Consider the following 25,338-nt stretch of genomic DNA (forward strand, 5'->3'; position numbering starts at 1 on the left):
CGGCCGACCCGCTGCGCGCCGACGCGCGGCCGGGAGCGGTGGTGGCGACGGCGTCGTCGCTGCTGGGGACGGTCGTGACCGCGCTCGCCGGGGACCCGGGAGTCGCGGGCGGTCCGGGTGTCTCGGGGGCCGGCCTGGCGGAGCGGCTGCTTCCGGCTCTGGTCCGTGACCCGGACCGGGCACCCGCGCCGGCAACGGCCGGACACGTCCGCGCCGCGCTGGTCCTGCTCGCCGACCACGGCCTGGCGTCGTCGACGGTCGCGGCCCGGGTCGCCGCGAGCACCCTGGCCGACGTGCACGCCGTCGTCTCGGCCGGGCTCGGCGCCCTCGACGGGCCCCGGCACGGACTGGTCAGCGGGCTCGCGCATCGCTTCCTCGCCGACGCCCTGGACGACCCGCCCGGCGCGCTCGCCCAGCGGCTGCGGGCCGGCGAGCGGGTCCCGGGCTTCGGCCACTCGGTCTACCGGGGCACCGACCCGCGGGCCACGGTGCTGCTCGACCGGCTGCGCGCCGACCCGGCCGCGGACGACGTCGTGGCCTGCGTCGACGCCGTCGTCGCGGGGATGGACCGCGGCGGCGACGGCCCCGCCGCGAACGTCGACCTCGCGCTCGCCGCGCTGATGCACGCCCACGACCTGCGCCCCGACGCCGGCGAGCTGCTGTTCGCCTGCGCCCGGACGGTCGGCTGGGTGGCGCACGCCCTGGAGGAGTACGCCGAACCCGGTCTGCGGTTCCGGCCGACCGGCGTCTACACCGGGCCGCGGCCCGGGTCGACCAGCGAGGCGAGCACCACGACGTTGTCGGTGTAGCTGCGCACACCCCGGTCGAACGTCCCACCGCAGGTGATCATCCGCAGGCCCGCGCCGGGCAGGTCGCCGTAGACGGCCGCGGTGGGGAAGCGGTCCTTGGCGTAGCGGCGCACCGCCTGGACCTCGAAGGTCGCGGTGGTGCCGTCGGCGCGGCCGACCGACACCAGGTCACCGGGGGCCAGTGCGTGCAGCCGGTGGAACGGGCCCGGCTCGTGGTCCCAGTCGACGTGCGCCGCGAGCACCGCCGGTCCCCGGGCGCCCGGGGTGGGGGCGCCGGTGTACCAGCCGGTGTCGGCGCCGTCGGGCGGCACCTCGAGGGTTCCGCGGCCGGTCAGGCCGAGCGGGACGAGCCCGCTGTCGAGCCCGATCGAGGGCGCCCGCACCCGCACCGGCTCCGACGGCGGCAGCGGGGCCGCCGCCGGACGGAGCGTGGTGGTGGGCAGCGGCGGCACCGCCCCGCCGAGCGCCACCGGCGGCGCCCCGAGCGGGACGGCCAGCGCCAGCACGACGAGCACCCCCCACCACACCCGTCGCACGGCACGGGGCCCGAGCGGCCCCCGCGGACCTCGGACGCGCGCGGGGTCGGAGGACGCGTTCCCGATCGGGAGCGCGTTCTCCGGAGCGGCGCGCGTGCTGTGTTCCCTCGGGGCCGCCGGAGCGGGGGCGGGGGTCACGAGTGGCGGGTGGTCAGGGGGAGCGCGGCGCGGCCGGTGCGACGCCCGCTCCACACGACGACGCCCGCCCCGGTGGCGAGGACCGCGCCCGTCCCGACCAGCAGGAACACCGTGGGGTCGACCCCGGCGCCGCCGGAGCCGTCACCGGCCTCGACACCACCACCCGGGACCGCGCGGACCTGCCCGGTACCGGCGGCCGCGACGAGGTCCGAGCCCTCGCAGGCCCGGCCGTCGTCGTCGCGGTCCAGGTTGTTCGGGTCCGACGGGTCGGCGGCGAGCACGGCCTGGGCCTGTGCCCGGGAGAGATCGACGCAGTCCAGGTCGCTGCCGCGCCCGGCGGCGGGGGCCCCGGCCGCGGGGGTGGTCGCCTCCGGGGCCGCGGCGGTCTCCGCGGGCGCCGACTCCTCGGGACCGGTCGCGTCCGGGGCGGTGGCCTCGGGGTCCTCGTCGGCCGGCGTCGCGTCGTCCGCGGGCTCCTCGGCGGGCGGCTCCTCGGTGTCCTCCTGGGCTGGGGCCGTCACGACCGGGCCCGCGGTGGCGACGGCGGCCGGTGCCGTGACGGCGCCCGCCACCGTGGTGACGGCCGGTTCCGCGGCCGACGCCGCTCCGGCCAGCGGGACCCCGGCGAGAGCGGCGAGGGTGAGGGACGCGGCGACGGCGCCGGTGCGACGGACGAGCGAACGTGCGGTCATGATCCACTCCCTGTGACGAACGTGATCCTGGTGACCGGTGGGGCGAACGGGACGCCCTGTCCGATGGCGGAGAGTGAAGCGACACCCCGTCGACAGGGCCAGGGAAGTCGCCCGTACGGGGATCACCGGGGCGGGTGGCGTCGCCCGGAGTGACCGGTGCCTCGGCGTGCCGGGGCGCGCGAGGCCCGGCGCGACGTCCAGGATGGCGACCGTGACGACCACGCCCGAACCGCCCCGGCGCCGCCGCCGGTCCCTCGACGACGGTGTCTCCGACGCGTTCGTCGAGCTCTGGTCCCAGCGCCGCCCGTGCGTCCTGGTGACCCCGCGCCGCGACGGCACCCCGCACGCGGTTCCGGTGGGGGTGACCGTCGACGTGGCCGGGCGCACCGCCCGGGTGATCTGCAGCGGCGGGTCGCAGAAGGCGCGCAACGTCGCCGCGGCCGGGCCGGACGGGGCGCGGGTCAGCGTCACCGTCGTCGACGGGCGCACCTGGTCCACGCTGGAGGGCCGCGCCGTCGTGCGGGACGAGCCCGACGTCGTCGCCGACGCCGAGCGCCGCTACGCCGCCGAGTACAAGCAGCCCCGGGAGAACCCCGCGCGGGTGGTGCTGCAGATCGCGGTCGATCGGGTCCTCGGCAACGCCTGAGGGGATACTCGACGGTGTGGACCTGCCGGAGACGACCTTCCTCGGCCACAGCACCCTGCGGCTGCGGATCGGCGGGCGCACCGTCCTGACCGACCCGGTGCTGGGGCCCTCGGTCGGGCCGCTGCGCCGCACCGCGCCGGCCGTCGACCCGGAGGGGCCCGCCGGAGCCGACCTGGTCCTGATCTCCCACCTGCACGCCGACCACCTGCACCTCGCCTCGCTGCGCCGGCTGCCGCGCGCGGTGGAGGTCGTGGTGCCCGCGGGCGCCGGCGACTGGCTCCGCCGCCGCGGCGTCGCCCGGGTGTCCGAGCTCGCCGTGGGGCAGACCCGTGTCTTCGACGGGCTGCGCGTCACCGGCACACCGGCCGACCACTCCGGGCACCGGTGGGGGCCCCGGTTCACCCACGGCCCGCAGGCCGACGCGATGGGGCACCTTCTGGAGGGCGACGGGCTGCGCGTCTACGTCGCCGGTGACACCGGCCTGTTCCCCGGGCTCGACGACGTCGCCGCCCAGGGCCCGATCGACCTCGCCGCGCTGCCGGTGTGGGGGTGGGGCCCGAACCTCGGCCCCGGCCACCTCGACCCGGCCGGTGCCGCCGAGGCCGTCCGTCGGCTCGCACCGGCCGTCGCGCTGCCGGTGCACTGGGGGACCCTCGCCGTCGCCGGGCTGTGCTCGGTCCCGGGGCGGACCGGGTCCCGGATGCGGGAGCTGCTCGTACGCCCGCCGCACGACTTCGCCGACGCCGTCGCCGCGGCCGGGCTGCCCACCCGCACCCTCGTGCTCCCGCCCGGCGCCGCCGTCGGAACGCCGGCGTGAGCGCGCCGCTCCTGCTGGCCGCGTCCGCGCAGGAGTGGCTGGACGCCGAGCTCAGCCCGGACGCCGGGCGGATCGCCTACCTCGTCATCGCCGGGGGAGTGCTGCTCGGGTCGGTGCTGCCGGTCGTGCCGACCGGCGCGATCGTCGGCGCCGCCGCCGCGACGGCGATGACCAGCTCCGCGCTGTCGCTGCCGGTCGTGCTGCTGCTGTCCTTCGCCGCGGCCCTGCTCGGTGACGTGGTCACCTTCGCCGTCGCCCGGCTGGCCGGGGACCCGGTCCGTGCCGCGGTCGCGGGCGGGCGGCTCGGCGGCGAGCGCACCGCGGCCCGGATCGAACGGATGCGCGGCGCGTTCGCCGAGCGCGGCTGGCTGGTCGTGCTGGTCGGACGGGTCGCCCCGGCGGGCCGGGTGCCGACCCTGATCGCGGCTGCGGTCTCCGGGATGACCTGGGCGAAGCTGGTGCCGGCGGTCGCGGCGGGGGTGGTGCTGTGGACGCTGCTCTACGGCGTGCTCGGCGTGCTGACCGGCAACCTCACCGACTCCCCGCTGGTGGCCGCGCTGCTCGCGGTCGGGCTGGTCGCCGTCGTCGCACTGGTCACGGCGCTGGCCGGGCGGGTGCGGACCCGGCTGCGGGCCCGGCATCCCACCGGCTGAGGGTGCGTGGTCGGGCCGAGCCCGCCGGCCGTGCCGCGCTCGGAGCGTCGGGAGGAACCTCGGAGTGCACCGGCCGGATCGCGACGCCCGCGCCGGCGGCGGGCGCCACGACGGAGCGCCACACGGAACCGGCCGGGCGCGACGGGAGGGGGGATGTCGCGCCCGGCCGGAGCAGGGCCCGGGGCGTGGCGTCGCCCCGGGGGGTCGGGTCAGTTGCCGCCGCCGAAGGGGTTGATGCCGAACGGCAGCTCACCGGTCGAACCGCCGCCCTCGGGGACGGTGCGCGACCCGTTCTGGGCGGTCGCGGCCGCGGTGTCGCGCACGCTGCCGAGGGTGACCGGCACCTCGCGGGCACCGGACCCGCTGCCGACGGTCAGCGTGACCTGCTGGCCGGGCGTGAAGTTGCCGACCCGGGCGATCAGGTCCGCGAAGCTCGACACCGGGTACTCGTTGACCTTGGTGACGACGTCGCCCGCCGTGATGCCCGCGGCGGCCGCCGGTGAGTCCGGCTCCACCGTCGTGATCTGGGCGCCCGCGGTCCCGCTCGGGGCGCCGCCGGAGGCCGACACCGAGCCCTGCACGCCGAGCTGCGGCTTGGTCGCGACGCCGGAGTCCATCAGCTCCTGGGCGACCCGCTTCGCGGTGTCGACCGGGATCGCGAAGCCCAGCCCGATCGAGCCGGAGCTCTGCCCGGCGGTGGCGATCGCGGAGTTGATGCCGACGACCTGCCCGGCCAGGTTGACCAGCGGACCGCCGGAGTTGCCCTGGTTGATGGGGGCGTCGGTCTGCAGGCCGTTGTAGACGACCGGGGCCTGGCCGTCGCCGCCCGCGGTGACGGTCCGGTTGAGCGCCGAGACGATGCCCGCGGTGACGGTACCGGACAGGCCCTGCGGCGAGCCGTTCGCGACGACCTGCTCGCCGACCTGCACGCTCGAGGACTCCCCGAGAGTGGCGGGCTTCAGGTCCGTGGCGCCCTGCAACTTGATGACGGCGAGGTCGTAGCTGGGGGAGGTGCCGACGACGGTCGCGGGGTACTGCTTCCCGTCGGCGGTGGACACGGTGATCCGGCCGCCGTCGGTGGCGTTGCCGACCACGTGGTTGTTGGTGAGGATCTGGCCGTCGGAGGTCAGGATGACCCCGGAGCCCTCGGCGACGCTCTGCGCGGTGCGGACCTGGATGTCCACCGTGCTCGGGGTGATCGCGGCCGCGGCACCGGCGATCGAGCCGTCGGCCGGGGTGGCCGGGGTGCCGGGGGCGGCGGCGCTGGTCAGCGTGGCCGGGGTGGAGGAACCGTCGAGCACCAGGTAGGCGCCGCCGACACCGGCCGCACCGCCGACGAGGGCGGCCGTCAGCGCGACGGCGGCCAGGCCCGCACCGAACCGGCGCGGCGGCCTCGGTGCCGGACCCTGCTGCGGGAACGGCGGGTACACCGAGGTGGGCGGGCTCCCCGCGCCGTAGGCCGGGATCGTGGGGTTGCTCGTCGTCGCCCACGGCGGCGGAGTCTGGGTCCCGTGGCCGCCGCCCGGGTCACCCCCCTGGCTGCCGCCCTGCTGCCGGTGGTCGGTGTCGGTCACGGTGGTCGCCTCCTGTGCGTGGGTGCCGTCGTCGCCGGCCGGGTGGGCGGGGACCGCCCCCTCGTGACGCCGCGCGGGCCGGACGGGGTCGGTGGCGCCGCCTCCGGTGGAGGTCCGTCCGTCGGACGACTCGCCCGTTCCCGGCCCGTTGTCGGTCATGGGGCAACTGTGCGCCGTGACCCTGAGACGACCCTGTGACCGCGCTGGGAATCGCTCGGGCATCGGGTGAGAGTGCCCGGCACGCGGGTCCTCGTCGGCGGTCCGGGCAGGTCAGGAGATCGCGCCGGCCACCGTGAGCACCAGTCCCAGCACCGCGAGGGCGGCCCCGCCGCGGGCCCACAGCCGCTGCGCGCGCCGGTCGGAGTCGGTCAGCTCGGCCTCGGTGCGGGTGGACAGCACGAAGGTCCCGCCGGCGTCCTGCGGCGGCCGGATCACCAGTGGCCCGTCCCGGTCGTCGACCTGGCCGAGGACGTACATCGCGACGCCGGGGCGCAGCACCCACTCCTGGTTGCGGTAGCCGACGGTCCGGTCCCCGCCCCGGCCCCGGTCGTCGGCCGGATCGAACCGGTCCAGCACCCGTTCCACCGGGTCCGGGTGCCGCCCGCCCGGGTCGACGCCGATCGTGTGCCCGTCGCGCAGCAGCGCCCAGCCGTGCGGGGACGTCCGCTCGGACACGGTCTCGGTGTGGGTCTGCGTCCGGGTGCGGCCCTCGTCGTCGCGCTCACGGCGCTCGAACCGGCGCTCGACCCGCTGCATGTGCCACACGCAGTCGACGCCCGCGAGGTCGGAGCGCAGCACCCCGACCGGGGCGGGCGCGGTCTGCCCGACGACCTCGCAGACCTTCCGGAACGTGCCCGGCCGCCCGGCGAGCTCCGCCGCGACGCCCGCGAGGTCGAGCAGCTCGGGCACCGACAGCGTCTCGGCCGCCATCATCGCGTGCACCCGGCGCTGGGTGCGGACCGCGACCCAGATGCAGGCCGCCCCGGCCAGCAGCGCGACGATCCCCACCCACAGCACGGGCGGAACCTAGCAGGTCAGGAGACCAGCTCCACGATCGTGGCGTTGGCGGTGCCGCCGCCCTCGCACATGGTCTGCAGCCCGTAGCGGATCCCGCGGTCGCGCATGTGGTGCACCAGGCGGGTGAGCAGCACGGTGCCCGAGGCCCCCAGTGGGTGCCCGACGGCGATCGCCCCGCCGAGCGGGTTCAGCACGGCGTCGTCGGCGCCCAGCTCGGCCTGCCAGGCCAGCGGGACCGGCGCGAACGCCTCGTTGACCTCGAACGCGCCGATCTCGCCGATCGACAGCCCGGAGCGCTTCAGCACCTTCTGCGTCGCCGGGACGGGCCCGGTCAGCATCCGCAGCGGGTCCGCGCCGGAGACGGCCCCGGAGTGGTAGCGCACGATCGGGGTCAGGCCGAGCTCGCGGGCCCGCTCCGGGGTGGTCACGAGCACCGCCGACGCGCCGTCGGAGATCTGCGAGCTGTTCCCGGCGTGGATCACCCCGTCCGCGGAGAACGACGGCTTCAGCGCGGCCAGGGTGTCGGCGGTGGTGCCCCGGCGCAGGCCCTCGTCGGCGGTGAACCCGGGCGCTCCGGGCACGTCGACGAGCTGGTCGTCGAACACGCCGGCGTCGATCGCGGCGGCGGCGAGCTCGTGGCTGCGTGCCGCGTACTCGTCGAGCCGGGTCCGCGACAGTCCCCAGTCCCGGGCGATCCGCTCGGCGCCGACGCCCTGGTTGAAGTCCCCGTTCGGGAACTCCCCGGACTCCAGGTCGGCGCGGTAGCGCTCGCGCACCAGCGGCCCGTAGGGGCGTCCCAGGTCGCGGCCCGCGCCCAGCGGCACCCGGGTCATCGACTCCACCCCACCGGCGACGACGACGTCGTACTGCCCGGCCAGCACCATCCCGGCCGCGAAGTCGAACGAGGACTGGCTCGATCCGCACGCGCGGTTCACCGTCACCCCGGGCACCGTCTCCGGCCAGCCCGCGGCGAGCAGCGCGTAGCGGCCGATCTGCGCGGCCTGGTCGCCGACCTGGTTCACACAGCCCCACACGACGTCGTCGACGACGGCGGGGTCGATCCCGGTCCGCTCGGCCAGGGCGCTCAGCACGGCGGCGGACAGATCGACCGGGTGGACCTCGGCCAGGGACCCCTTCCGCTTCCCGATCGGTGTGCGGACGGCGGCACAGACGACGGCCTCGGGCATGGGGGTCCTCCTCGGTCACCGGTGACACGACTCGTTCGCGACGCTAAGCCATCGGAGGAGGTCGGCGCTGAGAGGGCGATCACAGCGCCGGATGCGCATCAGGTGTCGAGACGCTCTGGATCGATGAGGTACCGTCTCGGTCGTACACGAAGGGGAGTAGCTCCCAACGCTGCGCTCGACATACTGGTCCGCCTCGCACTCCGACGGCCGACCCGGGTGCAGCGGCCTGACCACCACCAGGCGAGCGAGACCTTCGATCCGGATACACCGGGTCGAGGGCACCCCAACCTCGGTCCGGTCGAGATCGAGGGATGGACATGGACGGATTCCTGATCGCGTTCGCGATCAGCTTCGGCGTCATCTTCGTGGCCGAGCTGGGCGACAAGTCGCAGCTCATGGCCCTCACGTTCGCGACCCGCTTCAACGCGATCCCGGTCCTGATCGGGATCACGATCGCCACCTCGGTGACCCACCTCGTGTCGGTCGCCGTCGGCTACGGCCTGGGCGCGTCGATCCCGACCGGCTGGATCGCACTGGTCGCCGCGGTCGCCTTCCTGGCGTTCGGGGCCTGGACACTGCGCGGCGACAGCCTCTCCGAGGACGAGGAGGCGAAGGCCAAGCGGGCGGGCGGGTCCGCCGTCGTCGCCGCGTCGGTCGCGTTCTTCCTCGCCGAGCTCGGTGACAAGACGATGCTCGCGACGATCACCCTGGCCGCCCAGCACGGCACCCTCGCCGGGTCGATCGGCATCTGGGCCGGGTCCACGGTCGGCATGGTCGCCGCGGACGGGCTGGCCATCGTCGTCGGCCGTCAGCTCGGCAAGCGGCTCCCGGAGCGGGCCATCTCGATCGGCGCCGCGGTGATGTTCTTCGTCTTCGGCGCCTGGCTGCTCTACGAGGCCGTCCCGCAGGTGTGGGGCGAGGACGCCTGGGGCCGCGTGGTCGACGTCGCCGGGCACCACGGGCTCGGCTGGGCCGCGCTGGTGCTGGGGGCCCTCGCCGTCGGCGCCGGGCTGTGGTTCCGCGGTCGTGCGCACCGCGCCCGCGGGGAGCGCAGGCTCGACGTCGCCCGGACCCCGGGCAGCCCGGCCTGGTGGGCCCGCACGCTGTTCGTGCTGGCCGCGGTGCTCGGGTTCGGTGCGCCGCTGCTGGTCGCCCTCGACGTGCTGCAGCCGATCTCGGTGCTGGCCCGGCCGGCGGTCGCCGTCGTCGGGGCGGGGCTGCTGCTGCTCGGCTTCGCCGTCGTCGCGGTCGCGATGCTGCAGCTCGGCACGGTGTGGCGCCGCTCGGCCACCGAGGCCGGGGCGGCCGCGGCCGGTGACCCGGACGCCGCGCGACGCCCGGTGCTCGCCACCGGCGGGATCTACCGCCGCGTCCGCAACCCCGCGCTGACCGGCCTGATCGTCGGGTGCGCCGGGATGCTGTTCATGGCCCCGACCCTGCTCGGCGTGCTCGCCGGGGTGCTGATCCTGGTCGCGGTGCAGATCCAGGCCCGTGCGGTCTACGAGCCCGGCCTGGGCAGCGCACTGGGCGCCGAGTACGACGAGTACCGCGCCCGGACCGGCCGGTTCCTCCCGCGGGTCCGCGCCGACCGCACCCCCGCGGGTGAGGGCGACCGCACGACCGTCGGCTGAGCGGCCCGCCGCGAGCCACCGCGGCGACGACACCGTCCGCCCCGGCGCGACCGGGGCGGGCGGTGTCGTCTGCGGGGACCGGGGTCCGCAGGCGGGTCAGGAGTACCAGGTCGGCTCGGGCAGCTCGTCGCGCAGCACCCACGCCCCGACCTCGCGCCGCTTGTAGGCGACCGGGTCGTGGAGGGTGTGCGTGCGGACGTTGCGCCAGAACCGGTCGAAGCCCAGCTCCGTGGTCGTCGCGCGGGCCCCGAGACCTTCGAGGATCCCCGAGGTGATCTCCTGCGCGACGGCGCCGGCCAGCGCCTCGACCGCCCACAGCTTCGCGTGCAGGTCGCCGTAGGGGTCGAGCTGGTAGGGCTCGTCGACGGCGCGCTCGTGGCCGCCGTGGAGCCACGGCCGGGTCCGCTCGCGGGTGAAGCGCGCCGCGGTCTCGAGCGCCCCGCGAACGCGGACGGGCCCGGCGACGACGGTCGCCGGACCCGTGCGGACGGTGTCGGTCAGACGGTGGTGAGCTGCGGCTCGCGGGCGGCCAGCTCGGCCTCCTTCTCCCGGATGATCGGCAGCACCTTCGCGCCGAAGTACTCGACCTCCTCCTGGAAGTGCAGGAAACCGAGCAGCAGCAGGTTCGCGCCGCGCCGCTTGTACTCGATGGCGCGGTCGGCGATCTGCTCCGGAGTGCCGATCAGCTGGGTCTTGAAGCCGTCGTTGTACTGGACGAGGTCCTCGAACGAGGAGTCCGCCCACATCCCGCGCTTGTCGCCGGTGGAGCTGCCGGCCTGCTGGACGGCGTCGCGGAAGCCCTCGACGGCGGGCCGGTTGGCCTTCTCGATGATCTCGCGCAGGGTGTCCCGGGCCTCCTTCTCGCCGTCCCGGGCGATCATGAAGCCGTTGAGGCCGAACCGGACGGGCTGCAGCCGCTCGGCGGTCTTCGCGTGGCCGAGGACCTCCTCGACCTGCTCGGAGAAGCCGTCGTAATCCTTGCCGTTGGAGAAGTACCAGTCCGACACGGCGCCGCCGTTGTAGCGGGCCGCGGTGGAGTTGCCGCCCTGGAAGATCTCGGGGTGCGGACGGCCGGGGACGTCGACCGGGCGGGGCTTGAGGTCGAAATCGCGGATCCGGTAGAAGTCGCCGGCGAACTCGGCGCCGCCGTCGGAGGTCCAGATCTCGCGCAGCACCCGGATGAACTCGTTGCTGCGGCGGTAGCGCTCGTCGTGCTCGAGCCACGGCTGGCCCATCGCGGTGAACTCGGCCTTCAGCCAGCCGGAGACGATGTTGACCGCGATCCGGCCGTTCGTCAGGTGGTCGGCGGTGGCGACCCACTTGGCCAGCACCGAGGGCTCCCACAGGCCGGGGTGGACGGCGGCGATCACCTTGAGCCGCTCGGTGGCCAGGCCCAGCGCGAGGGAGAACGCGGTGGCCTCGTGCTGGTGGTCGGCGCCGTAGCTGGCCATGTAGCGGATCTGGGACAGCGCGTACTCGAAGCCGTTGTTCTCGGCGGTCTGCGCCAGCTTCTTGTTGTACTCGAAGCCCCAGTCGGTGCGTTGTTCGATGGTGCTGGTGACCAGCCCGCCGGAGACGTTCGGGACCCAGTACGCGAACTTCAGCGGCTCCTGGATCCGGGTGTTGGGCGTGGTGGCGAGAGCATCGGACACGGGAGACTCCTCGGGGGTGTGCCGGGCGCGGCAGACGGGCACACGACGGCGCCGGAAAGAGAGGGAAGAGGGAGGAAACGGACCTGCGGTGACGCGATCAGCGACAGGCCTGGCTCACGACGACGAGGTTGTCGACGTGACGGCGTCGGGTCAGCAGGAAGCCGGTCACGCTTCCACCGAACCCGGGGGAGCGGGTTGTTGTCAACCGGATGCCGGGGAGATCACCACGGGTCCTCACCGGCGGACCGGGTCGACGCCGAGCAGGCCGTGCGCCAGCCCGCCGAGCAACCCCACCAGCCGGTGCTGGTCCAGGCCGCTGCGGAAGAACAGCGTCGACTGGATCGCGCCGACGCAGGCGTGCACCAGCACGCGCAGCTCGCCGTCGGACAGGTCCGGACGCAGCGGGGCGAGCACGTGCACCCAGTCCTCGACGTGGTGGCGCTGACGGCGCCGCAGGTCGCGGCGGGCCTCGGCGGGCAGGGTGTGGACCTCGCCGTAGTAGACGGCGAACTCGGTGCGGTTCTCGGTCACCAGCCGGATGTGGTCCGCCACCAGCACGGTCAGCGTCTCGCGCTCGGGGGTGCCCGCGGCCAGCGCCGCCGCCGCGGAGGCCTCCAGGCGGGCCATGCCGCGGTCGAGCAGGGCGAGCAGGACCGCCTCCTTGGAGGCGAAGTGCCGGTAGATCCCGGACCCGACGATGCCGGCCTCGGCGCCGATCTCGGCCATCCCGACGGCGTGGAAGCCGCGACCGGCCGCGAGCCGGGCCGCCGCCTCGAGGATCCGCTCCCCGCGTTCCGGGTCGCGCCGCCGCGGGGGTCCCGCGGTTCCGGAGCTGGTTCGCGTCGGCATCTTTCCAGCATCGCATCCGCGCGGTACGGTCCGCCACAAGTGAACAACGGATCACTAGGGAGTCGGCGTGGACTTCACCGAGACCGACGAGGAACGCGACCTGCGGGCGGCCGTCGCCGCCATCGCGGCCTCCTACGGCAGCGAGTACTACCTGCGGTGCGCCCGGGAGGGCAGGCACACCCACGAGCTGTGGAAGGCGATGGGGCAGGCGGGATTCCTGGGCGTCAACGTCGCCGAGGAGCACGGGGGCGGTGGCGGCGGGCTCGTGGAGCTGTCCATCGTCTGCGAGGAGGCCGCGGCGCAGGGCGCCCCGCTGCTGCTGGTGCTGGTGTCCGCGGCGATCTCGGCCGAGGTGATCGGGGAGTTCGGCTCCGAGGAGCTGCGCCGTCGCTGGCTGCCCGGGCTCGCCGACGGCTCCACCAAGGTGGTCTTCGCGATCACCGAGCCGGAGGCGGGGTCCAACACCCACCGGATGGCGACCCGCGCCGACCGCGACGGCGACGACTGGGTGCTCACCGGCACCAAGCACTACATCTCCGGCACCGACGACGCCGAGGCCGTGCTGGTCGTCGCGCGGACCGGGAGGGCGCCGGACGGGAAGGCGCGCCTGAGCCTGTTCGTCGTGCCGGTCGACTCGCCCGGGCTGACCCGTACCCCGCTGCCGGTGGACCTCATCGCCCCGGACAAGCAGCACGTCCTGCACTTCGACGACGTCCGCGTCCCGGCGGGCAACCTGGTCGGCGCCGAGGGCGACGGGTTCCGCCAGGTCTTCCGCGGCCTCAACCCCGAGCGGATCACCGGCGCCGCGCTCGGCGTCGGCATCGCCCGGTTCGCGCTGGCCAAGGCAGCCGACTACGCCCGCACCCGGCAGGTCTGGGACACCCCGATCGGTGCCCACCAGGGCGTCTCGCACCCGCTGGCGCGGGCCCGGATCGAGACCGAGCTCGCGGCGCTGATGACCCGCAAGGCCGCGTGGCTGCACGACCGCGGGATGCCCGCGGGCGAGGAGTCCAACATGGCCAAGTACGCGGCGGCCGAGGCGGCGACGCACGCCGTCGAGGCGGCCATGCAGACCCACGGCGGTAACGGTCTGGCCAGCGAGTACGGGCTGATCCCGTACTGGGGGATGGCCCGGCTCATGCAGGTCGCGCCGGTGAACCGCGAGATGATCCTCAACCACGTCGCCCAGCACGGGCTCGGGCTGCCGAGGTCGTACTGATGGGTGCCGGCGAGCTCGACCGGAACCTGATCGGGCGGGTCAACGTCGCCGACGCGCTCGGCCGCAGCGCCGCCGCCCGGCCGGGGCGGACCGCCGTCGTCGACGGGGAGCGGTCCTGGACCTGGGCCGAGCTGGACGCCTGGGTGGACCGGCTGGCCCGCGGGCTCGCCGCGCGCGGCTGGACCCGCGGCGACGCGCTCGCGCTGGCCTCGGGCAACAGCGCCGAGTTCCTCGCCGTCTACTACGCCTGCGCCCGCCTCGGCCTGGTCTGCGTGCCGGTGAACCTGGGCTGGCGTCCGGACGAGGTCGCCTACGTCCTGGGCCACTCCCGGGCCCGCGGGATCGTCGTCGAGGCGCAGCTGGTCGCGGCGCTCGCGCCGGCCTGGGTGCAGGTGCCCGCGGTGACCGAGGTGTTCGTCGCGCCCGGCACCGGCGGGCCGGCCGGCGCCGGGGTCCCGCTGGCCGACGTCGAGGCCGGGGGCGGGGACGGCGCCGGACCGGTCGAGGTGCTGGTCGAGGACCGGGACCCGCTGTCCTACCTGTACACCTCGGGGACGACGTCGTTCCCCAAGGGCGTCGTCACCTCGCACCTGGCGGTCACCCTGGAGTCGTTCTCCGCGGCGCTGGACTCGGGCTGGTCGGCGGCGGACCGGTTCCTGGCGATGATGCCGATGTTCCACACCGCGCAGCTCAACGCGTTCTGCACCCCGGCGGTGCTGGTCGGGGCGACGATCCACCTCTCCCGGGGGTTCGAGCCCGCCGCGTTCCTCGACACCGTCGAGCGCGAGCGGATCACCCAGGTGTTCGGACTGCCGATGATGTACCGGGCGGCGCTGGAGCACCCGTCGTTCGCCGGGCGGGACCTGTCGTCGCTGCGGCGCGCCGTGTACGCGATGGCGCCGATGCCCGAGCCGCTGATCCGGGCCTGCCTGGACGGCTTCGGCTGCGACTTCGCGCTGCTGTTCGGGCAGACCGAGATGAGCCCGTGCACCACCCTGTTCCGTCCCGAGCACCAGCTGACCCACATCGGTGCGGTCGGCACCCCGATCACCGGGGTCCGGGTCGCGGTCATGGACTCCGGCGGGACCCTGCTCGGCCCGGGGGAGGAGGGCGAGATCGTCTACCGCGGCCCGTCCACCATGAACGGCTACCTCGACGACGACGCCGCGACCGACGAGGCGTTCCGGCACGGCTGGTTCCACTCCGGCGACGTCGGCCGGCTCGGCGAGGACGGCGTGCTGTGGTTCGCCGACCGGGTCAAGGACGTGATCAAGACGGGAGGCGAGAACGTGGCCTCGCTGGAGGTCGAGCGGGCCGTCTACGCGGCCGCACCGGACGTCGCGGAGGCGGTCGTGGTCGGGCTGCCGCACGAGCGGTGGAGCGAGGCGATCACCGCGGTGGTCGTGCCCCGGCCCGGCGCGACGGTCGACCCGGAGGCGCTGCTGGCCGCCCTGCGCGGGCACCTCGACCCCTACAAGGTCCCGAAGGCGGTGATCGTCGCCGACGAGCTGCCGCGCACCTCGACCGGGAAGATCCGCAAGAACGTCGTCCGCGAGACCCACGCCGGCCACTACGAGCCGCTCTAGCCGACGTGCACCACGGGGTGCCGGGCCACGTCGGGCCCGGCCTCCCGCAGGATCTCCCGGGTGATCGGGGCGACCTCGACGACGCCGGTGACCTCGCACCGGGCGTGGCGCGGGTGCTCCGGTTCGGGCCGGGCGTGCGGGCCCTGCCGGTCGGGCGGTGCGCGTCCTGCAGGAGCCAGGAGCCCACCCGGGTCGCGGACCCGCCGCGGGGCCTCGGTGATCGCCACCGGCCCAGGATTGGGCTACGACACGGTCTGCGCCGCTCCTGCGGGCGGATCGTCCGTATCCGGTGGGGTGAGGGTGGCCGCGTCGGTGCAGGCGAGCAGCGCACCGGCGAGCGGGCCGTGCCCGGCGACGAGCTCGACGACCCGCGCGTCGTAGCCGCGGACCTCGAGGAACCGGGCGGCGTCGCGCTGCGGGTCCCCGGTCCGGCGGGCGACCGGCGAGTGCCCGATGGGGTGCAGCACCGCGGCCGTCATCAGCAGGTCCCGGTCGTGCCCGCCGTCCTCGGCGGCGGCGCGGGCCGCGATCGCCGCCCGCTGCGCGCGCTCCCACAGCTCCGGGCGCTGGTGGGCCAGCAGCGTCTCGGCGAGCGCGCGGGCGGCGTCGAACCCCATGACCCGATCCTGCCCCACCGCGCCGTGACGTGATCCGCTGCGCGCGGTGATCCGTGCCGCGCGTGCGCCCGGACGCGCGCGGCGCACGGATCACCGCGCGGACGACGACGCCCCGCGGCCGGTGCAGCCGCGGGGCGTGTCGGGGCACCGACCGGGTCAGACCGTCTCGGACTCCCGGTCGCCCCGCTGGGCGCGGACCGCGCGGAGCACGACCGGGGCGACCAGCAGGATCGCGATCAGCGAGTACACGACGATCGCAAGCGGGGTGGAGACCAGCGTGGTGACGTCGCCGTCGGCGATCTGCAGGGCGCGGCGCAGCTGCAGCTCCGCGTCCGGGCCGAGGATGACGCCGATGATGGCCGGCAGCACCGGCAGCCCGAACCGGCGCATCAGGAACCCGATGCCGCCGATCGCGAGCAGCACCAGCAGGTCGACCGGCTGGCCGGACACCGCGTAGGCGCCGACGCAGGCGAAGAACAGGATGCCCGCGTAGAGGTACGGCCGCGGGATCCGCAGCAGCTTCGCCCAGGCCGGGGCCAGCGGAAGGTTCAGCACCAGCAGCATGACCAGGCCGATGAACAGGCTCGCGATGAGCGTCCAGACCAGGTCCGGCTCCTTCTGGAACAGCAGCGGGCCGGGCTGGATGCCGAACTGCTGGAACGCGGCGAGCATGACGGCGGCGATCGCCGTCGTCGGCAGGCCGAGGGTCAGCATCGTCGCCAGCGTCCCCGCCGACGACGCGCTGGCCGCGGACTCCGGCCCGGCGACGCCCTCGATGGCGCCCTTCCCGAACTGCTCCGGGTGCTTCGAGAGCTTCCGCTCGGTCACGTACGCCATGAAGGTCGACATCTCGGCGCCGCCGGCCGGGATCGAACCGAAGCCGAACCCGATGAACGGGCCGCGCAGCCACGGCTTCCAGGTCCGCTTGAGGTCCTCGCGGCCCAGCCACGGACGGCCGACCGGGATGACCTCCTGCGTGCGTCGTCGCAGGTGGGCGGCCACCCACAGCGCCTCGCCGATCGCGAACAGCCCGACCGCGACGATGATGACGTCGATGCCGTCGGCCAGCTGCGGCACCCCGAAGGTGAGCCGCGGCTGCCCGGAGATCGGGTCGAGCCCGACCAGGCCGATCGTGAGGCCCAGCGCGAGCGCGGCGAACCCGCGGACCCGCGAGGCACCCAGCACGCCGCTGACGGCGACGAAGGCCAGGACCATGATCGCGAAGTAGTCCGGGGCGCCGATGTCGACGGCCACCGAGGCGATCAGCGGGGCGACCAGGACCAGCCCGGTCACGCCGACGATGCCGCCGATGAAGTGCCCGATCGCGGCGGTGGCGAGCGCCTGGGCGCCGCGCCCGGACTTCGCCATCGGGTTGCCCTCGATGGCCGCCATCACCGAGGCGGACTCGCCGGGGGTGTTCAGCAGGATCGACGTCGTCGACCCGCCGAACATCGCCCCGAAGTAGATGCCGGCGAACATGATGAACGCGCCGGTCGGGTCGAACGCGTAGGTCACCGGCAGCAGCAGTGCCACCGCCATCGCCGGGCCGATGCCCGGCAGCACACCGATCGCGGTGCCGAGCAGCACCCCGAACGCGGCGAACAGCAGGTTCTGCGGGGTCAGCGCGTGCGCGAACCCGTTCATGAGCAGGTCGAACGTGCCCATCAGCCGAACACCCCCATCAGCGGGCCGCCCGGCAGGTCGACGCCGAGCACGGCGTCGAACAGCACCCAGGTCAGCAGCGAGACCGCGGCGGCGATGCCGAGGTCGCGGAGCACCGCGCGCGAGCCGAGCGCGTAGGTGGCGCCGGCGAACAGGACGGTCCCGGCGATCGGCCAGCCGGCGAGCGGGATGAGTGCCGCCGTCGCGACGATCACCCCGGCCAGCATCCCGACCGTGCGCAGGTCCACGGCGGTGTCGAGGTCGACGTCCTCGCCGCCCTCGGCCTCGCCGCGGCCGCCGCGCAGGACGTCGACGGTCAGCAGCGCCGCCAGCACCAGCAGCGCCGCGCCGAGCACGAACGCGACGGTGCGCGGTCCGAGCGGGTCGGACGCGCTGCCGCCGCCGCCCTCGGCGAGGGTGTCGCCCAGCACCAGCAGGCCGGTGAGGGCCAGCAGCACCGACACACCCAGCTCCGAGTGCTCCTTCCACCAGGAGCGAGCGGTCCCGGTGTCCCCGATGGTCGTCACGTCAGCCCCAGCCCGGTCAGTACCCGCTCGACGCGGGCGTCCTCGTCGGCCAGGAACCGGCCGAACTCCGGCCCCGGCAGGTACGCGTCCTGCCAGCCGTTGCGGGCCAGCACCTCGCGCCACTCCGGCGTCGTGTGCAGCTCGGCGTAGGCGCGCTCCAGCTCGGCGACGCCCTCGGGGTCCAGCCCCGGCGGCGCGACGACACCGCGCCAGTTGGTGAACTCGACGTCGATGCCGGACTCGCGCAGCGTCGGCGCGTCGAGGCCGGGGATCCGCTCGCCCGCGGTCACCGCGAGCACCCGCAGGTCGCCCGAGGCGATCTGGTCGGCGAACTCGCCGAGCCCGGACACCCCGAACGCGACCTTGCCGCCGAGGACGGCGGCGAGCAGCTCGCCGCCGCCGTCGTAGGAGACGTAGTTGACCGCGCGCGGGTCCACGCCGGCGCCCTCGGCCATCAGCATCGGGGCCAGGTGGTCCGGGCCGCCGGGGGAGGAGCCGCCGCCGACCGGGGTCTTCCCGGGGGCCGCCCGCCAGGCGGCCAGCAGGTCGCCCACGTTCCGGTAGGGCGAGTCACCGGGGACGACGACGATCTCGGTCTCCTCGGTCAGCCGCGCGATCGGTGTGGTCTGCTCGAGCGTGGCCGGCGAGTCGTTGGAGTACACGCTCCCGACCACGCCCAGGCCCATGCTCATCACGAGCCGGTCGTCGCCGGCCTCGTTGACGGTCCGGCCGAGCCCGACCGTGCCGCCCGCACCGGGCAGGTTGAAGACCTCGACCGACCCGGTCAGCCCGGCGTCCTCCATGGCCTTGGCCGCGCTGCGGGCGGTGACGTCGTAGCCGCCGCCGGGGGCGTTCGGGACCAGCATCCGCAGCCCGCGGAGCTGGGTGCCGTCGCCGCCGCCCCCGATCGCGCCCACCGCGGGCGGGACGAGGAGCAGGGCGGCCAGCACGGCCACCACCGTGCCGAGGAGAGGTCCGACCCGGGGCCGCGGCACGGGCGGCGTGGGGGCGTCCGGCGGAGGCCGGTCCTGCGTTCGTGGAGGAGCCGTCTGAGGCATCTGCGTCCGATCTCACCGTTGCGAAGCGAACGCGTTGCAGTGTGCGGAGTCACCCGTCCGATGTCTCCGTAACGGCCACAACGGTCGTTGTGGTCGTTGCGGTCACCGCGGACCGGGTGCGCGGGTCAGCGTGTTCGCAGCCCCAGCTCGCCCAGGACGTGCTCCACCCGCTCGTTCTCGGCGGCGGTGAACCGGGCGAAGTCCGCGCCCGGGAGCCAGGCGTCGCGCCACCCGTTCGCGGCCAGCACCTGCCGCCACTCGGGTGTGTCGCGCATCGCGGAGACGGCGTCGGCCAGCGCGGCGCGGTCGGCGTCGGGCAGCCCGGGCGGCGCGACCAGCCCGCGCCAGTTGCTGAACTCGACGTCCACCCCCGACTCGCGCAGCGTCGGCACGTCGAGGCCGGGCACCCGCTCGCCCGCGGTCACCGCGAGCACCCGCAGGTCACCGGACCCGATCTGGTCGGCGAACTCGCCCACCCCCGACACCGCGAAACCCACCTCGCCGCGCAGCACCGCCGCGAGCAGCGGACCCCCGCCCTCGTAGGACACGTAGCGGACCCGGGCGGGCGCGATGCCGGTGCCCTCGGCGAGCAGCATCGTGGCGAGGTGGTCCGGTCCACCGACGCTCGAGCCACCGCCGGCGGTGAGCCCGCCGGGGGCGGCGCGCCAGGCGTCGAGCAGCGCGCGGACGTCGTGGTAGGGCGAGTCCGCGGGCACGACGACGATCTCCGACTCCTCGACCAGCCGCGCGACCGGAGTGGTGCCGGCGAGCGAGAGCGGGGTGCCACGGGAGGCGGTCGCCCCGACGATCCCGAGCCCCATGCTCATCAGGAGCCTGCCGTTGCCCGCCTCGCCCTCGACCCGGCCGAGCCCGGCGATCCCGCCGGCCCCGGACAGGTTGAACACCTCGACCGGGCCGGCGATCCCGGTGTCGGACAGCACCTTGGCCGCGCTGCGGGCGGTGACGTCGTAGCCCCCGCCGGGTGGATTGGGGACCAGGATGCGCAGGTCGGACAGCGGCCGCGGCCCGTCGGTCAGCACGATCGGGACGACGACCGCGGCGAGGGCCAGCACGAGCACCACGACCAGCGAGACGACCGGACCCCGGCGGGCGCGGCGGGCGATCGGTGCCCCGCCGGGCCGCGTCGCCGTCCCCGCCATGTCCACCCGCCCGTCGCCGTGCCGCCGCCGTGCCGCCGCCGGTGAGTCTGCGCGTCCGCGGCCGGGCCGGTCCACCCAGCGTGAGCCGCGCGACGCGTCGTGGCCCCACCGCCTCGCGTGGCCGCTGCCGTCGTCGCACGTCCTACGCTGGGCGCATGCGACGGCGCGCCGGGGGGACGGGTGGGCCGCTGGCCCGCCAGTTCCTCGTCTGGCAGCTGGTGGTCGTGGTCGTACTGCTCGGCGCGGTCGCGGCGCTGGCCGCCGTGCAGTCCTCGGAGTCGTTCCGCGAGACCCAGGGACGCCGGATGCTGTCGGTCGCCGAGGACGTCGCGTCCGTACCGACCGTGCGCGAGGCGTTGCAGACCCGCCGCTACGACCTGCTGCCCTCGTTCGCCCGCAGCGCGGAGAACCTGTCCGGGGCCGACGAGATCGAGATCGTCGACGCCGGGCTGGTCGTGCGCACCTCGCCGGACCCGTCCCGGGTCCGGCAGCGCTTCGACCCCGGCGCCAGCACCGCGCCGCAGGGCCGGGCCTGGGTCGGCAACCCCGACGGGCGCACCGTCGTCGCCCAGGTGCCGGTGATCGACGACCGCGGCGCCGTCGCCGGACTGGTGTCGGCCGGGATCCGCGCCCCGTCGCTGTGGGAGTCCCTCGCCGGAGCCCGCGCGGAGACCGGCGCGCTGCTGGGGCTGGCCCTGGTCGTCGGCCTCCTCGGGTCGCTGCTGCTCGCCCGGCGGGTCCGCCGCCAGACCCTCGGCCTGGAGCCCGACGAGATCGTCGAGCTGGTGCAGCGCCGCGAGGCGATGCTGCTCGGTATCAAGGAGGGCGTGGTCGGGCTCGACACCGCCGACCGGATCACCCTGCTCAACCCGGTCGCCCGCGAGCTCCTGGAGCTGCCCGGCGCCCGCGAGGGCGACGCCGTCGCCGACCTCGGCCTCGACGACCGGCTCCGCGAGGTCCTCACCGGTGCCGCCGACGGCGAGGACCAGCTCGTGCTGCGCGACACCCGGGCCCTGGTGCTCAACCGCCGCCCGATCCGCGTCGACGGCCGCGACGTGGGCGCCGTGGTCACCCTGCGGGACCGCACCGAGCTCACCACCCTGCAGCACCGGCTCGACGCCTCGCACACCGTCACCGACACCCTGCGCGCCCAGGCCCACGAGTTCTCCAACCGGCTGCACACCATCGCCGGGCTCACCGAGCTCGGCGAGCACGACGAGGTCCGCCGGTTCGTCGCCGGGATCGTCGCCGCCTCGGAGGGATGGCGCCGCGAGGTCACGGCCGGCGTCGGCGACCCGGCGACGGCCGCGCTGCTCGTCGCGAAGAACAGCCAGGCCGCCGAGCGCGGCGTCGAGCTGGCCCTGGACCCGGAGTCCCGGCTCGACCCGACCGACCCCGACCACGACCCTGACCTGTCCGCCGACCTCGTGACCGTGCTCGGCAACCTGATCGACAACGCGATCGACGCGACCGCCGGGCGGGACGGCCCGCGCCGGATCGAGATCGGGCTCGCCGGCGGCGGCGACACCGACGGCGACGAGGTCTGGGTCGAGGTCCGCGACTCCGGCCCCGGGATCGCCTCCGAGCTGGCCGAGGAGGTGTTCCGGGCCGGCTACTCGACCAAGGCCGCCGAGATCGGCGGCCGCGGGCTCGGCCTGGCCCTGGCCCGGCAGGCGTGTCTGCGCCGGGGTGGCACCATCGCGGTGCGGCCTGCGCCGGCGGGCCGGGTCGGTGCGGTGTTCGAGGCGGTGCTGCCGGTGGCGCCGACGGGGGTGCGGGTGTGAGGGTCCTGGTCGTCGACGACGACTTCATGGTCGCGAAGGTCCACTCCGGCTACGTGGAGCGGATCGAGGGCTGCACCGTGGTCGGCGTCGCGCACAACGGCGCCGACGCCCTCGACGCCGCCGCCCGGCTCCGTCCGGAGCTGGTGCTGCTCGACGTCTACCTCCCCGACATGTCCGGCCTGGAGGTGCTGACGCGGCTGCGCACCGGGGCCGCCGACGACCCGTTCGTGCTGGTCGTGACCGCCGCCGACGACTCCGACACGGTCGCCGCCGCCCTGCACGGCGGTGCGCTGCACTATCTCGTCAAGCCGTTCGACTCCGCCGCGCTCGCCGCCCAGGTGCACCGCGCGACGCGGATCCGGCGCGACCTGGACCGGGTCCGCGACCAGTCCGACATCGACCGGCTCTTCGGCGGCACCGCTGCCGCCCCGGCCCGCACCCCCGGCGGCCCCGAACGGATGCCGAAGGGGCTGACCACCCCGACCGCGGAGCTCGTCGCGGGCACCCTGCGCGCGCACTCGGGGACCGATGCGGAGGCGGACCTGTCGGCGACCGAGTGCGCCGAGGCCACCCGGCTGTCCCGGGTCAGCGCACGCCGCTACCTGGAGCACTTCGTGTCGACCGGGCAGGTCACCGTACGGCTGCGCTACGGCGGCACCGGCCGTCCGGAGCGCCGCTACCGCTGGGTCGGCTGACCGGCCTCCCGCAGCCCCTCCGCCCGCGGCGCCACCGGGTCGGCCTCCGCCTGCGGTGCCACCGGCTCGGCCTCCGCCTCCTCGGCCTCGGCGGCGTGCTCCAGCAGCACCGCCGCGATCGGCTCGCACAGCAGGTCCGGCAGGGCGTGCCCCATCCCGTCCACCGTGACGACCTGCGCGGCCGCCCCGATCCGCGCCGCCAGGTGGTCGGCGTGCGGCGGCGGGTGCACCGGGTCCTCCGGCGCCTCGACGACGAGCGTCGGCACCGTGACCGAGCCCAGCTCGGCGCCGCGGTCCAGCCCGTCGGGATCGGCCTGGGCGTGCGCGGTGCACGGCTCGACCCGCCCGGTGTGGTCCATGATCCGCCGCTCCCGCGCGGCGAACTCCGCGGTGTCGAACGGCAGCACCCCGCCGGAGACGCGTCGCCAGTACTCGACCCGCCAGGCCAGCTCGCCGGCCTCGTCGCGCGGGTCGCCCAGCTCCTGCCACATCCGCTGCACGTCCCGGGTCGGGCCGGGCAGGTCGGCGTCGCCGGTGTCGAGCGCCGCGGTGCACAGCAGCGTCGCGCTGACCATGCGGTGCGGCGCGTCGAGCGCGAGCAGCTGGACCAGCGTCCCGCCCAGCGACATCCCGACCAGGTGCGCCCGGTCGATCCCGCAGCCGTCGAGCACCGCGAGTGCGTCGGTCGCCAGGTCGGCGACGGCGTAGGGCCGGTCCTCGAACGCGTGGGTCGAGCGGCCGGTGTCGCGATGGTCGTAGCGGACCACCCGGTGCCGCTCGCGCAGCACCTCGACCAGCGCGTCCGGCCAGCCGTACCCGGCCGAGCCCGCCCCGTTCACCAGCAGCACCGGCGCCGCCGGCGTCGGCCGGTGTGCGGGCAGGTCCTGCACCCAGAGGGTCACGCCCGGCTCGGTCTCGACCTCGCGTACGGTGCCGGCGATCTCCACATGCGCAGGCTGCCAGACCGGTGACGACCCGCCTCCGCCGACCGGGTGGGGGATTGGTCCGGTGTGCGTAGAGAATGCCGGTCATGGGTTTCTGGGAGTATCTCTCCACGAACTGGGGCGAGGTGCTCGGTCACACCCTCGAGCACGCCGCGCTCGTCGTGGTGGGGCTGGCACTCGCGGTGGTGGTGGGTGTGCCGCTCGCCGTCGCCACCTACCGGACCGACCTCGGCCGGGCGGCCGCCGTCAACGGGTCGTCGCTGATCATGACGGTGCCGTCCTACGCGCTGTTCGGGCTGCTGATCCCGCTGCTCGGGCTCGGGTGGGGGCCCGCGGTCGTCGCGCTGATGCTCTACGGCCTGCTGCCGGTGGTCCGCAACGCGATCGTCGGGCTCCGCGCGGTCGACCCGGCGGTCACCGAGTCCGCTCGCGGCGTCGGGATGGACCGCACCCGGCTGCTGCTGGGCATCGAGCTGCCGCTGGCCTGGCCGGTGGTGCTCGCCGGGGTCCGGGTCGCCGCGCAGCTGCTGCTGGGCATCGCCGCGATCTCCGCGGCCGTCAACGGGCCGGGGCTGGGCAACCTGATCCTCTCCGGCCTGTCCAGCGCGGGCACCCCGTTCGCGATCTACCTGACCGTGCAGGGCATCGCCGGGATCGTCGTGCTGGCGGTCCTGTTCGACGCCGCGATCGCCCTGCTCACCCGCCTGACCACCTCGAGGGGGATCCGTGCCTGAGCCGATGATCCGGCTGGAACAGCTCACCAAGCGCTACCCGGGGCAGGAGCGACCCGCCGTCGACCGCCTGGACCTGGAGGTGCCGCGCGGCGAGCTCGTCGTGTTCCTCGGCCCGTCGGGCTGCGGCAAGACGACCACGATGAAGCTCATCAACCGGCTGATCGAGCCGACCTCGGGCCGGATCCTGCTCGACGGCGACGACGTCACCTCCGTCGACCCGGACCAGTTGCGGCGCCGGATCGGCTACGCCATCCAGCAGACCGGACTGTTCCCGCACCGCACCGTCGCCGAGAACGTCGCGACCGTGCCGACGATGCTCGGCTGGGACCGCCGCCGCATCGCCGAGCGCGTCGACGAGCTGCTCACCCTGGTGGGACTCGACCCGGGCGAGTTCCGCGGCCGCTTCCCCAAGCAGCTCTCCGGTGGCCAGCAGCAGCGCGTCGGCGTGGCCCGTGCGCTCGGCGCGGGCCCCGAGGTGATGCTGATGGACGAGCCGTTCGGCGCGATCGACCCGCTGACCCGCGAGACCCTGCAGAACGAGCTGCTGCGCATCCAGGCCGAGCTCGGCACGACGATCGTGTTCGTCACCCACGACATCGACGAGGCCGTCAAGATGGGCGACCGGATCGCGGTGTTCAACGCCGGTTCCGGGGTGGAGCAGTTCGACACCCCCGAACGGCTGCTCACCGAGCCCGCCAGCGACTTCGTCGCCGACTTCGTCGGGGCCGGGGCCACGATCAAGCGGCTCACCCTCACCCGCGTCGCCGACGTCGGCCTCGCCGACTGGCCGACGGTCGGGCACGACGCCACCCGCGACGAGCGCGTCGCCGCGCTGCGGGCGGGGGAGCGGGAGTTCGTGCTGCTGCTCGACGGCGAGCGCCGCCCCCGGGGCTGGCTGCCCCGCGACGCCGCGGGCGACGTGCTCGACCACGGGTTGCCCGTCGTCACGCGGATCGGGCCGCAGGACACCCTGCACACCGCGCTCGACGCGATGCTCGCCGGGAACGCGAACGCCGTGGCCGTCGTCGACCGGGACGGGGTGCACCGCGGCGTGCTCGACCTCGACACGATCCTGGCGACCGTGCACCGGCCCGCGGGCGCGGCCCCGGCCGGCCAGGACACCCCGAGCGTCGCCCGATGACCGTCACCGC

The 25,338-nt window shown here is 75.3% G+C and carries 25 protein-coding genes; 11 read left to right on the plus strand and 14 right to left on the minus strand.

Annotated features, from left to right (window positions below; genetic code table 11):
- Window positions 1-809: citrate/2-methylcitrate synthase (locus tag NH602_RS09705; protein WP_305882410.1), on the plus strand; the 809-nt coding region annotated here is incomplete at its 5' end.
- On the opposite strand, the gene NH602_RS09710 is transcribed toward NH602_RS09705, so the two are convergent.
- Together NH602_RS09710 and NH602_RS09715 are read right to left on the minus strand one after the other, a co-directional pair.
- Window positions 749-1,336 carry a class F sortase gene (locus NH602_RS09710; protein WP_253067633.1) on the minus strand — a complete coding sequence of 196 codons (588 nt, stop codon included), beginning with the start codon at window positions 1,334-1,336 and terminating at the stop codon, window positions 749-751. The genes NH602_RS09705 and NH602_RS09710 overlap by 61 nt on opposite strands.
- 143 nt (window positions 1,337-1,479) lie before the next feature.
- Window positions 1,480-2,175, minus strand: a complete 696-nt coding sequence (locus tag NH602_RS09715; protein WP_179760864.1) for a hypothetical protein — start codon at window positions 2,173-2,175, stop codon at window positions 1,480-1,482.
- Between the two features lie 211 nt (window positions 2,176-2,386).
- Between NH602_RS09715 and NH602_RS09720 the strand changes: the two genes are divergently transcribed.
- The 3 genes from NH602_RS09720 to NH602_RS09730 are packed head-to-tail and all read left to right on the plus strand — an operon-like array spanning window position 2,387 to window position 4,291.
- Window positions 2,387-2,821, plus strand: coding sequence for a TIGR03618 family F420-dependent PPOX class oxidoreductase (locus NH602_RS09720; protein WP_251785433.1), 435 nt, complete (start codon window positions 2,387-2,389; stop codon window positions 2,819-2,821).
- A gap of 16 nt (window positions 2,822-2,837) precedes the next feature.
- Window positions 2,838-3,638 (plus strand): MBL fold metallo-hydrolase, encoded by an 801-nt coding sequence (locus tag NH602_RS09725; RefSeq protein WP_253067634.1) that lies wholly within the window; start codon window positions 2,838-2,840, stop codon window positions 3,636-3,638.
- Window positions 3,635-4,291: a DedA family protein gene (locus NH602_RS09730; protein ID WP_253067635.1), complete on the plus strand. Its 657-nt coding sequence runs from the start codon at window positions 3,635-3,637 to the stop codon at window positions 4,289-4,291. Before NH602_RS09725 ends, NH602_RS09730 begins: the two co-directional genes overlap by 4 nt.
- Before the next feature lie 209 nt (window positions 4,292-4,500).
- Here the strand turns inward: NH602_RS09730 and NH602_RS09735 are convergent, their stop codons facing one another.
- The 3 genes from NH602_RS09735 to NH602_RS09745 form a co-directional block, all read right to left on the minus strand.
- Window positions 4,501-6,024: a S1C family serine protease gene (locus NH602_RS09735; protein ID WP_179760862.1), complete on the minus strand. Its 1,524-nt coding sequence runs from the start codon at window positions 6,022-6,024 to the stop codon at window positions 4,501-4,503.
- Between the two features lie 111 nt (window positions 6,025-6,135).
- On the minus strand, window positions 6,136-6,882 hold the full coding sequence (locus NH602_RS09740) for an E3 ubiquitin ligase family protein (RefSeq protein WP_253067636.1): 747 nt from the start codon (window positions 6,880-6,882) through the stop codon (window positions 6,136-6,138).
- Window positions 6,883-6,899: 17 nt separating this feature from the next.
- Window positions 6,900-8,069, minus strand: a complete 1,170-nt coding sequence (locus NH602_RS09745; protein ID WP_179760860.1) for a thiolase family protein — start codon at window positions 8,067-8,069, stop codon at window positions 6,900-6,902.
- Window positions 8,070-8,386: 317 nt separating this feature from the next.
- On the opposite strand from NH602_RS09745, the gene NH602_RS09750 reads away from it, so the two are divergent.
- Entirely contained in the window at window positions 8,387-9,700 is a 1,314-nt protein-coding gene (locus NH602_RS09750) for a TMEM165/GDT1 family protein (protein WP_253067637.1), read from the plus strand.
- A gap of 497 nt (window positions 9,701-10,197) precedes the next feature.
- On the opposite strand, the gene sfnG is transcribed toward NH602_RS09750, so the two are convergent.
- Together sfnG and NH602_RS09760 are read right to left on the minus strand one after the other, a co-directional pair.
- Window positions 10,198-11,316, minus strand: coding sequence for a dimethylsulfone monooxygenase SfnG (sfnG, locus tag NH602_RS09755; RefSeq protein ID WP_253067643.1), 1,119 nt, complete (start codon window positions 11,314-11,316; stop codon window positions 10,198-10,200).
- Between the two features lie 270 nt (window positions 11,317-11,586).
- The gene (locus tag NH602_RS09760; protein WP_179760858.1) at window positions 11,587-12,201 is read right to left on the minus strand and encodes a TetR/AcrR family transcriptional regulator; all 615 of its coding nucleotides are present in this window, start codon (window positions 12,199-12,201) and stop codon (window positions 11,587-11,589) included.
- A 67-nt stretch (window positions 12,202-12,268) separates the two neighbouring features.
- Between NH602_RS09760 and NH602_RS09765 the strand changes: the two genes are divergently transcribed.
- Both NH602_RS09765 and NH602_RS09770 read left to right on the plus strand, forming a co-directional pair.
- Window positions 12,269-13,420, plus strand: a complete 1,152-nt coding sequence (locus NH602_RS09765; protein WP_073575484.1) for an acyl-CoA dehydrogenase family protein — start codon at window positions 12,269-12,271, stop codon at window positions 13,418-13,420.
- Window positions 13,420-15,006: an AMP-binding protein gene (locus tag NH602_RS09770; protein ID WP_253067638.1), complete on the plus strand. Its 1,587-nt coding sequence runs from the start codon at window positions 13,420-13,422 to the stop codon at window positions 15,004-15,006. Before NH602_RS09765 ends, NH602_RS09770 begins: the two co-directional genes overlap by 1 nt.
- On the opposite strand, the gene NH602_RS09775 is transcribed toward NH602_RS09770, so the two are convergent.
- The 6 genes from NH602_RS09775 to NH602_RS09800 form a co-directional block, all read right to left on the minus strand.
- Window positions 15,003-15,233, minus strand: coding sequence for a hypothetical protein (locus NH602_RS09775; protein ID WP_179760856.1), 231 nt, complete (start codon window positions 15,231-15,233; stop codon window positions 15,003-15,005). The genes NH602_RS09770 and NH602_RS09775 overlap by 4 nt on opposite strands.
- A 15-nt stretch (window positions 15,234-15,248) precedes the next feature.
- Window positions 15,249-15,623, minus strand: coding sequence for a hypothetical protein (locus NH602_RS09780; protein ID WP_100879870.1), 375 nt, complete (start codon window positions 15,621-15,623; stop codon window positions 15,249-15,251).
- 156 nt (window positions 15,624-15,779) lie between these two features.
- On the minus strand, window positions 15,780-17,288 hold the full coding sequence (locus NH602_RS09785) for a tripartite tricarboxylate transporter permease (protein WP_100879871.1): 1,509 nt from the start codon (window positions 17,286-17,288) through the stop codon (window positions 15,780-15,782).
- Window positions 17,288-17,812, minus strand: a complete 525-nt coding sequence (locus tag NH602_RS09790) for a tripartite tricarboxylate transporter TctB family protein (protein ID WP_251785397.1) — start codon at window positions 17,810-17,812, stop codon at window positions 17,288-17,290. Before NH602_RS09790 ends, NH602_RS09785 begins: the two co-directional genes overlap by 1 nt.
- On the minus strand, window positions 17,809-18,771 hold the full coding sequence (locus tag NH602_RS09795) for a tripartite tricarboxylate transporter substrate binding protein (protein WP_224403320.1): 963 nt from the start codon (window positions 18,769-18,771) through the stop codon (window positions 17,809-17,811). The genes NH602_RS09790 and NH602_RS09795 overlap by 4 nt, the downstream gene beginning before the upstream one ends.
- 224 nt (window positions 18,772-18,995) lie before the next feature.
- Window positions 18,996-20,030: a tripartite tricarboxylate transporter substrate binding protein gene (locus NH602_RS09800; protein WP_253067639.1), complete on the minus strand. Its 1,035-nt coding sequence runs from the start codon at window positions 20,028-20,030 to the stop codon at window positions 18,996-18,998.
- Window positions 20,031-20,185: 155 nt separating this feature from the next.
- Between NH602_RS09800 and NH602_RS09805 the strand changes: the two genes are divergently transcribed.
- Window positions 20,186-21,814 (plus strand): ATP-binding protein, encoded by a 1,629-nt coding sequence (locus NH602_RS09805; protein ID WP_253067640.1) that lies wholly within the window; start codon window positions 20,186-20,188, stop codon window positions 21,812-21,814.
- Window positions 21,811-22,509, plus strand: coding sequence for a response regulator (locus tag NH602_RS09810; protein WP_253067641.1), 699 nt, complete (start codon window positions 21,811-21,813; stop codon window positions 22,507-22,509). The genes NH602_RS09805 and NH602_RS09810 overlap by 4 nt, the downstream gene beginning before the upstream one ends.
- Here NH602_RS09810 and NH602_RS09815 read toward each other — a convergent pair.
- Entirely contained in the window at window positions 22,491-23,456 is a 966-nt protein-coding gene (locus tag NH602_RS09815; RefSeq protein WP_253067642.1) for an alpha/beta fold hydrolase, read from the minus strand. The genes NH602_RS09810 and NH602_RS09815 overlap by 19 nt on opposite strands.
- An 83-nt stretch (window positions 23,457-23,539) precedes the next feature.
- On the opposite strand from NH602_RS09815, the gene NH602_RS09820 reads away from it, so the two are divergent.
- Both NH602_RS09820 and NH602_RS09825 read left to right on the plus strand, forming a co-directional pair.
- Window positions 23,540-24,187 (plus strand): ABC transporter permease, encoded by a 648-nt coding sequence (locus tag NH602_RS09820; RefSeq protein WP_100880874.1) that lies wholly within the window; start codon window positions 23,540-23,542, stop codon window positions 24,185-24,187.
- Window positions 24,180-25,328, plus strand: coding sequence for an ABC transporter ATP-binding protein (locus tag NH602_RS09825; protein WP_308292826.1), 1,149 nt, complete (start codon window positions 24,180-24,182; stop codon window positions 25,326-25,328). The genes NH602_RS09820 and NH602_RS09825 overlap by 8 nt, the downstream gene beginning before the upstream one ends.
- Window positions 25,329-25,338: the final 10 nt, after the last annotated feature.

The organism is Pseudonocardia sp. McavD-2-B, assembly GCF_024124365.1.
GTDB lineage: Bacteria > Actinomycetota > Actinomycetes > Mycobacteriales > Pseudonocardiaceae > Pseudonocardia > Pseudonocardia alni.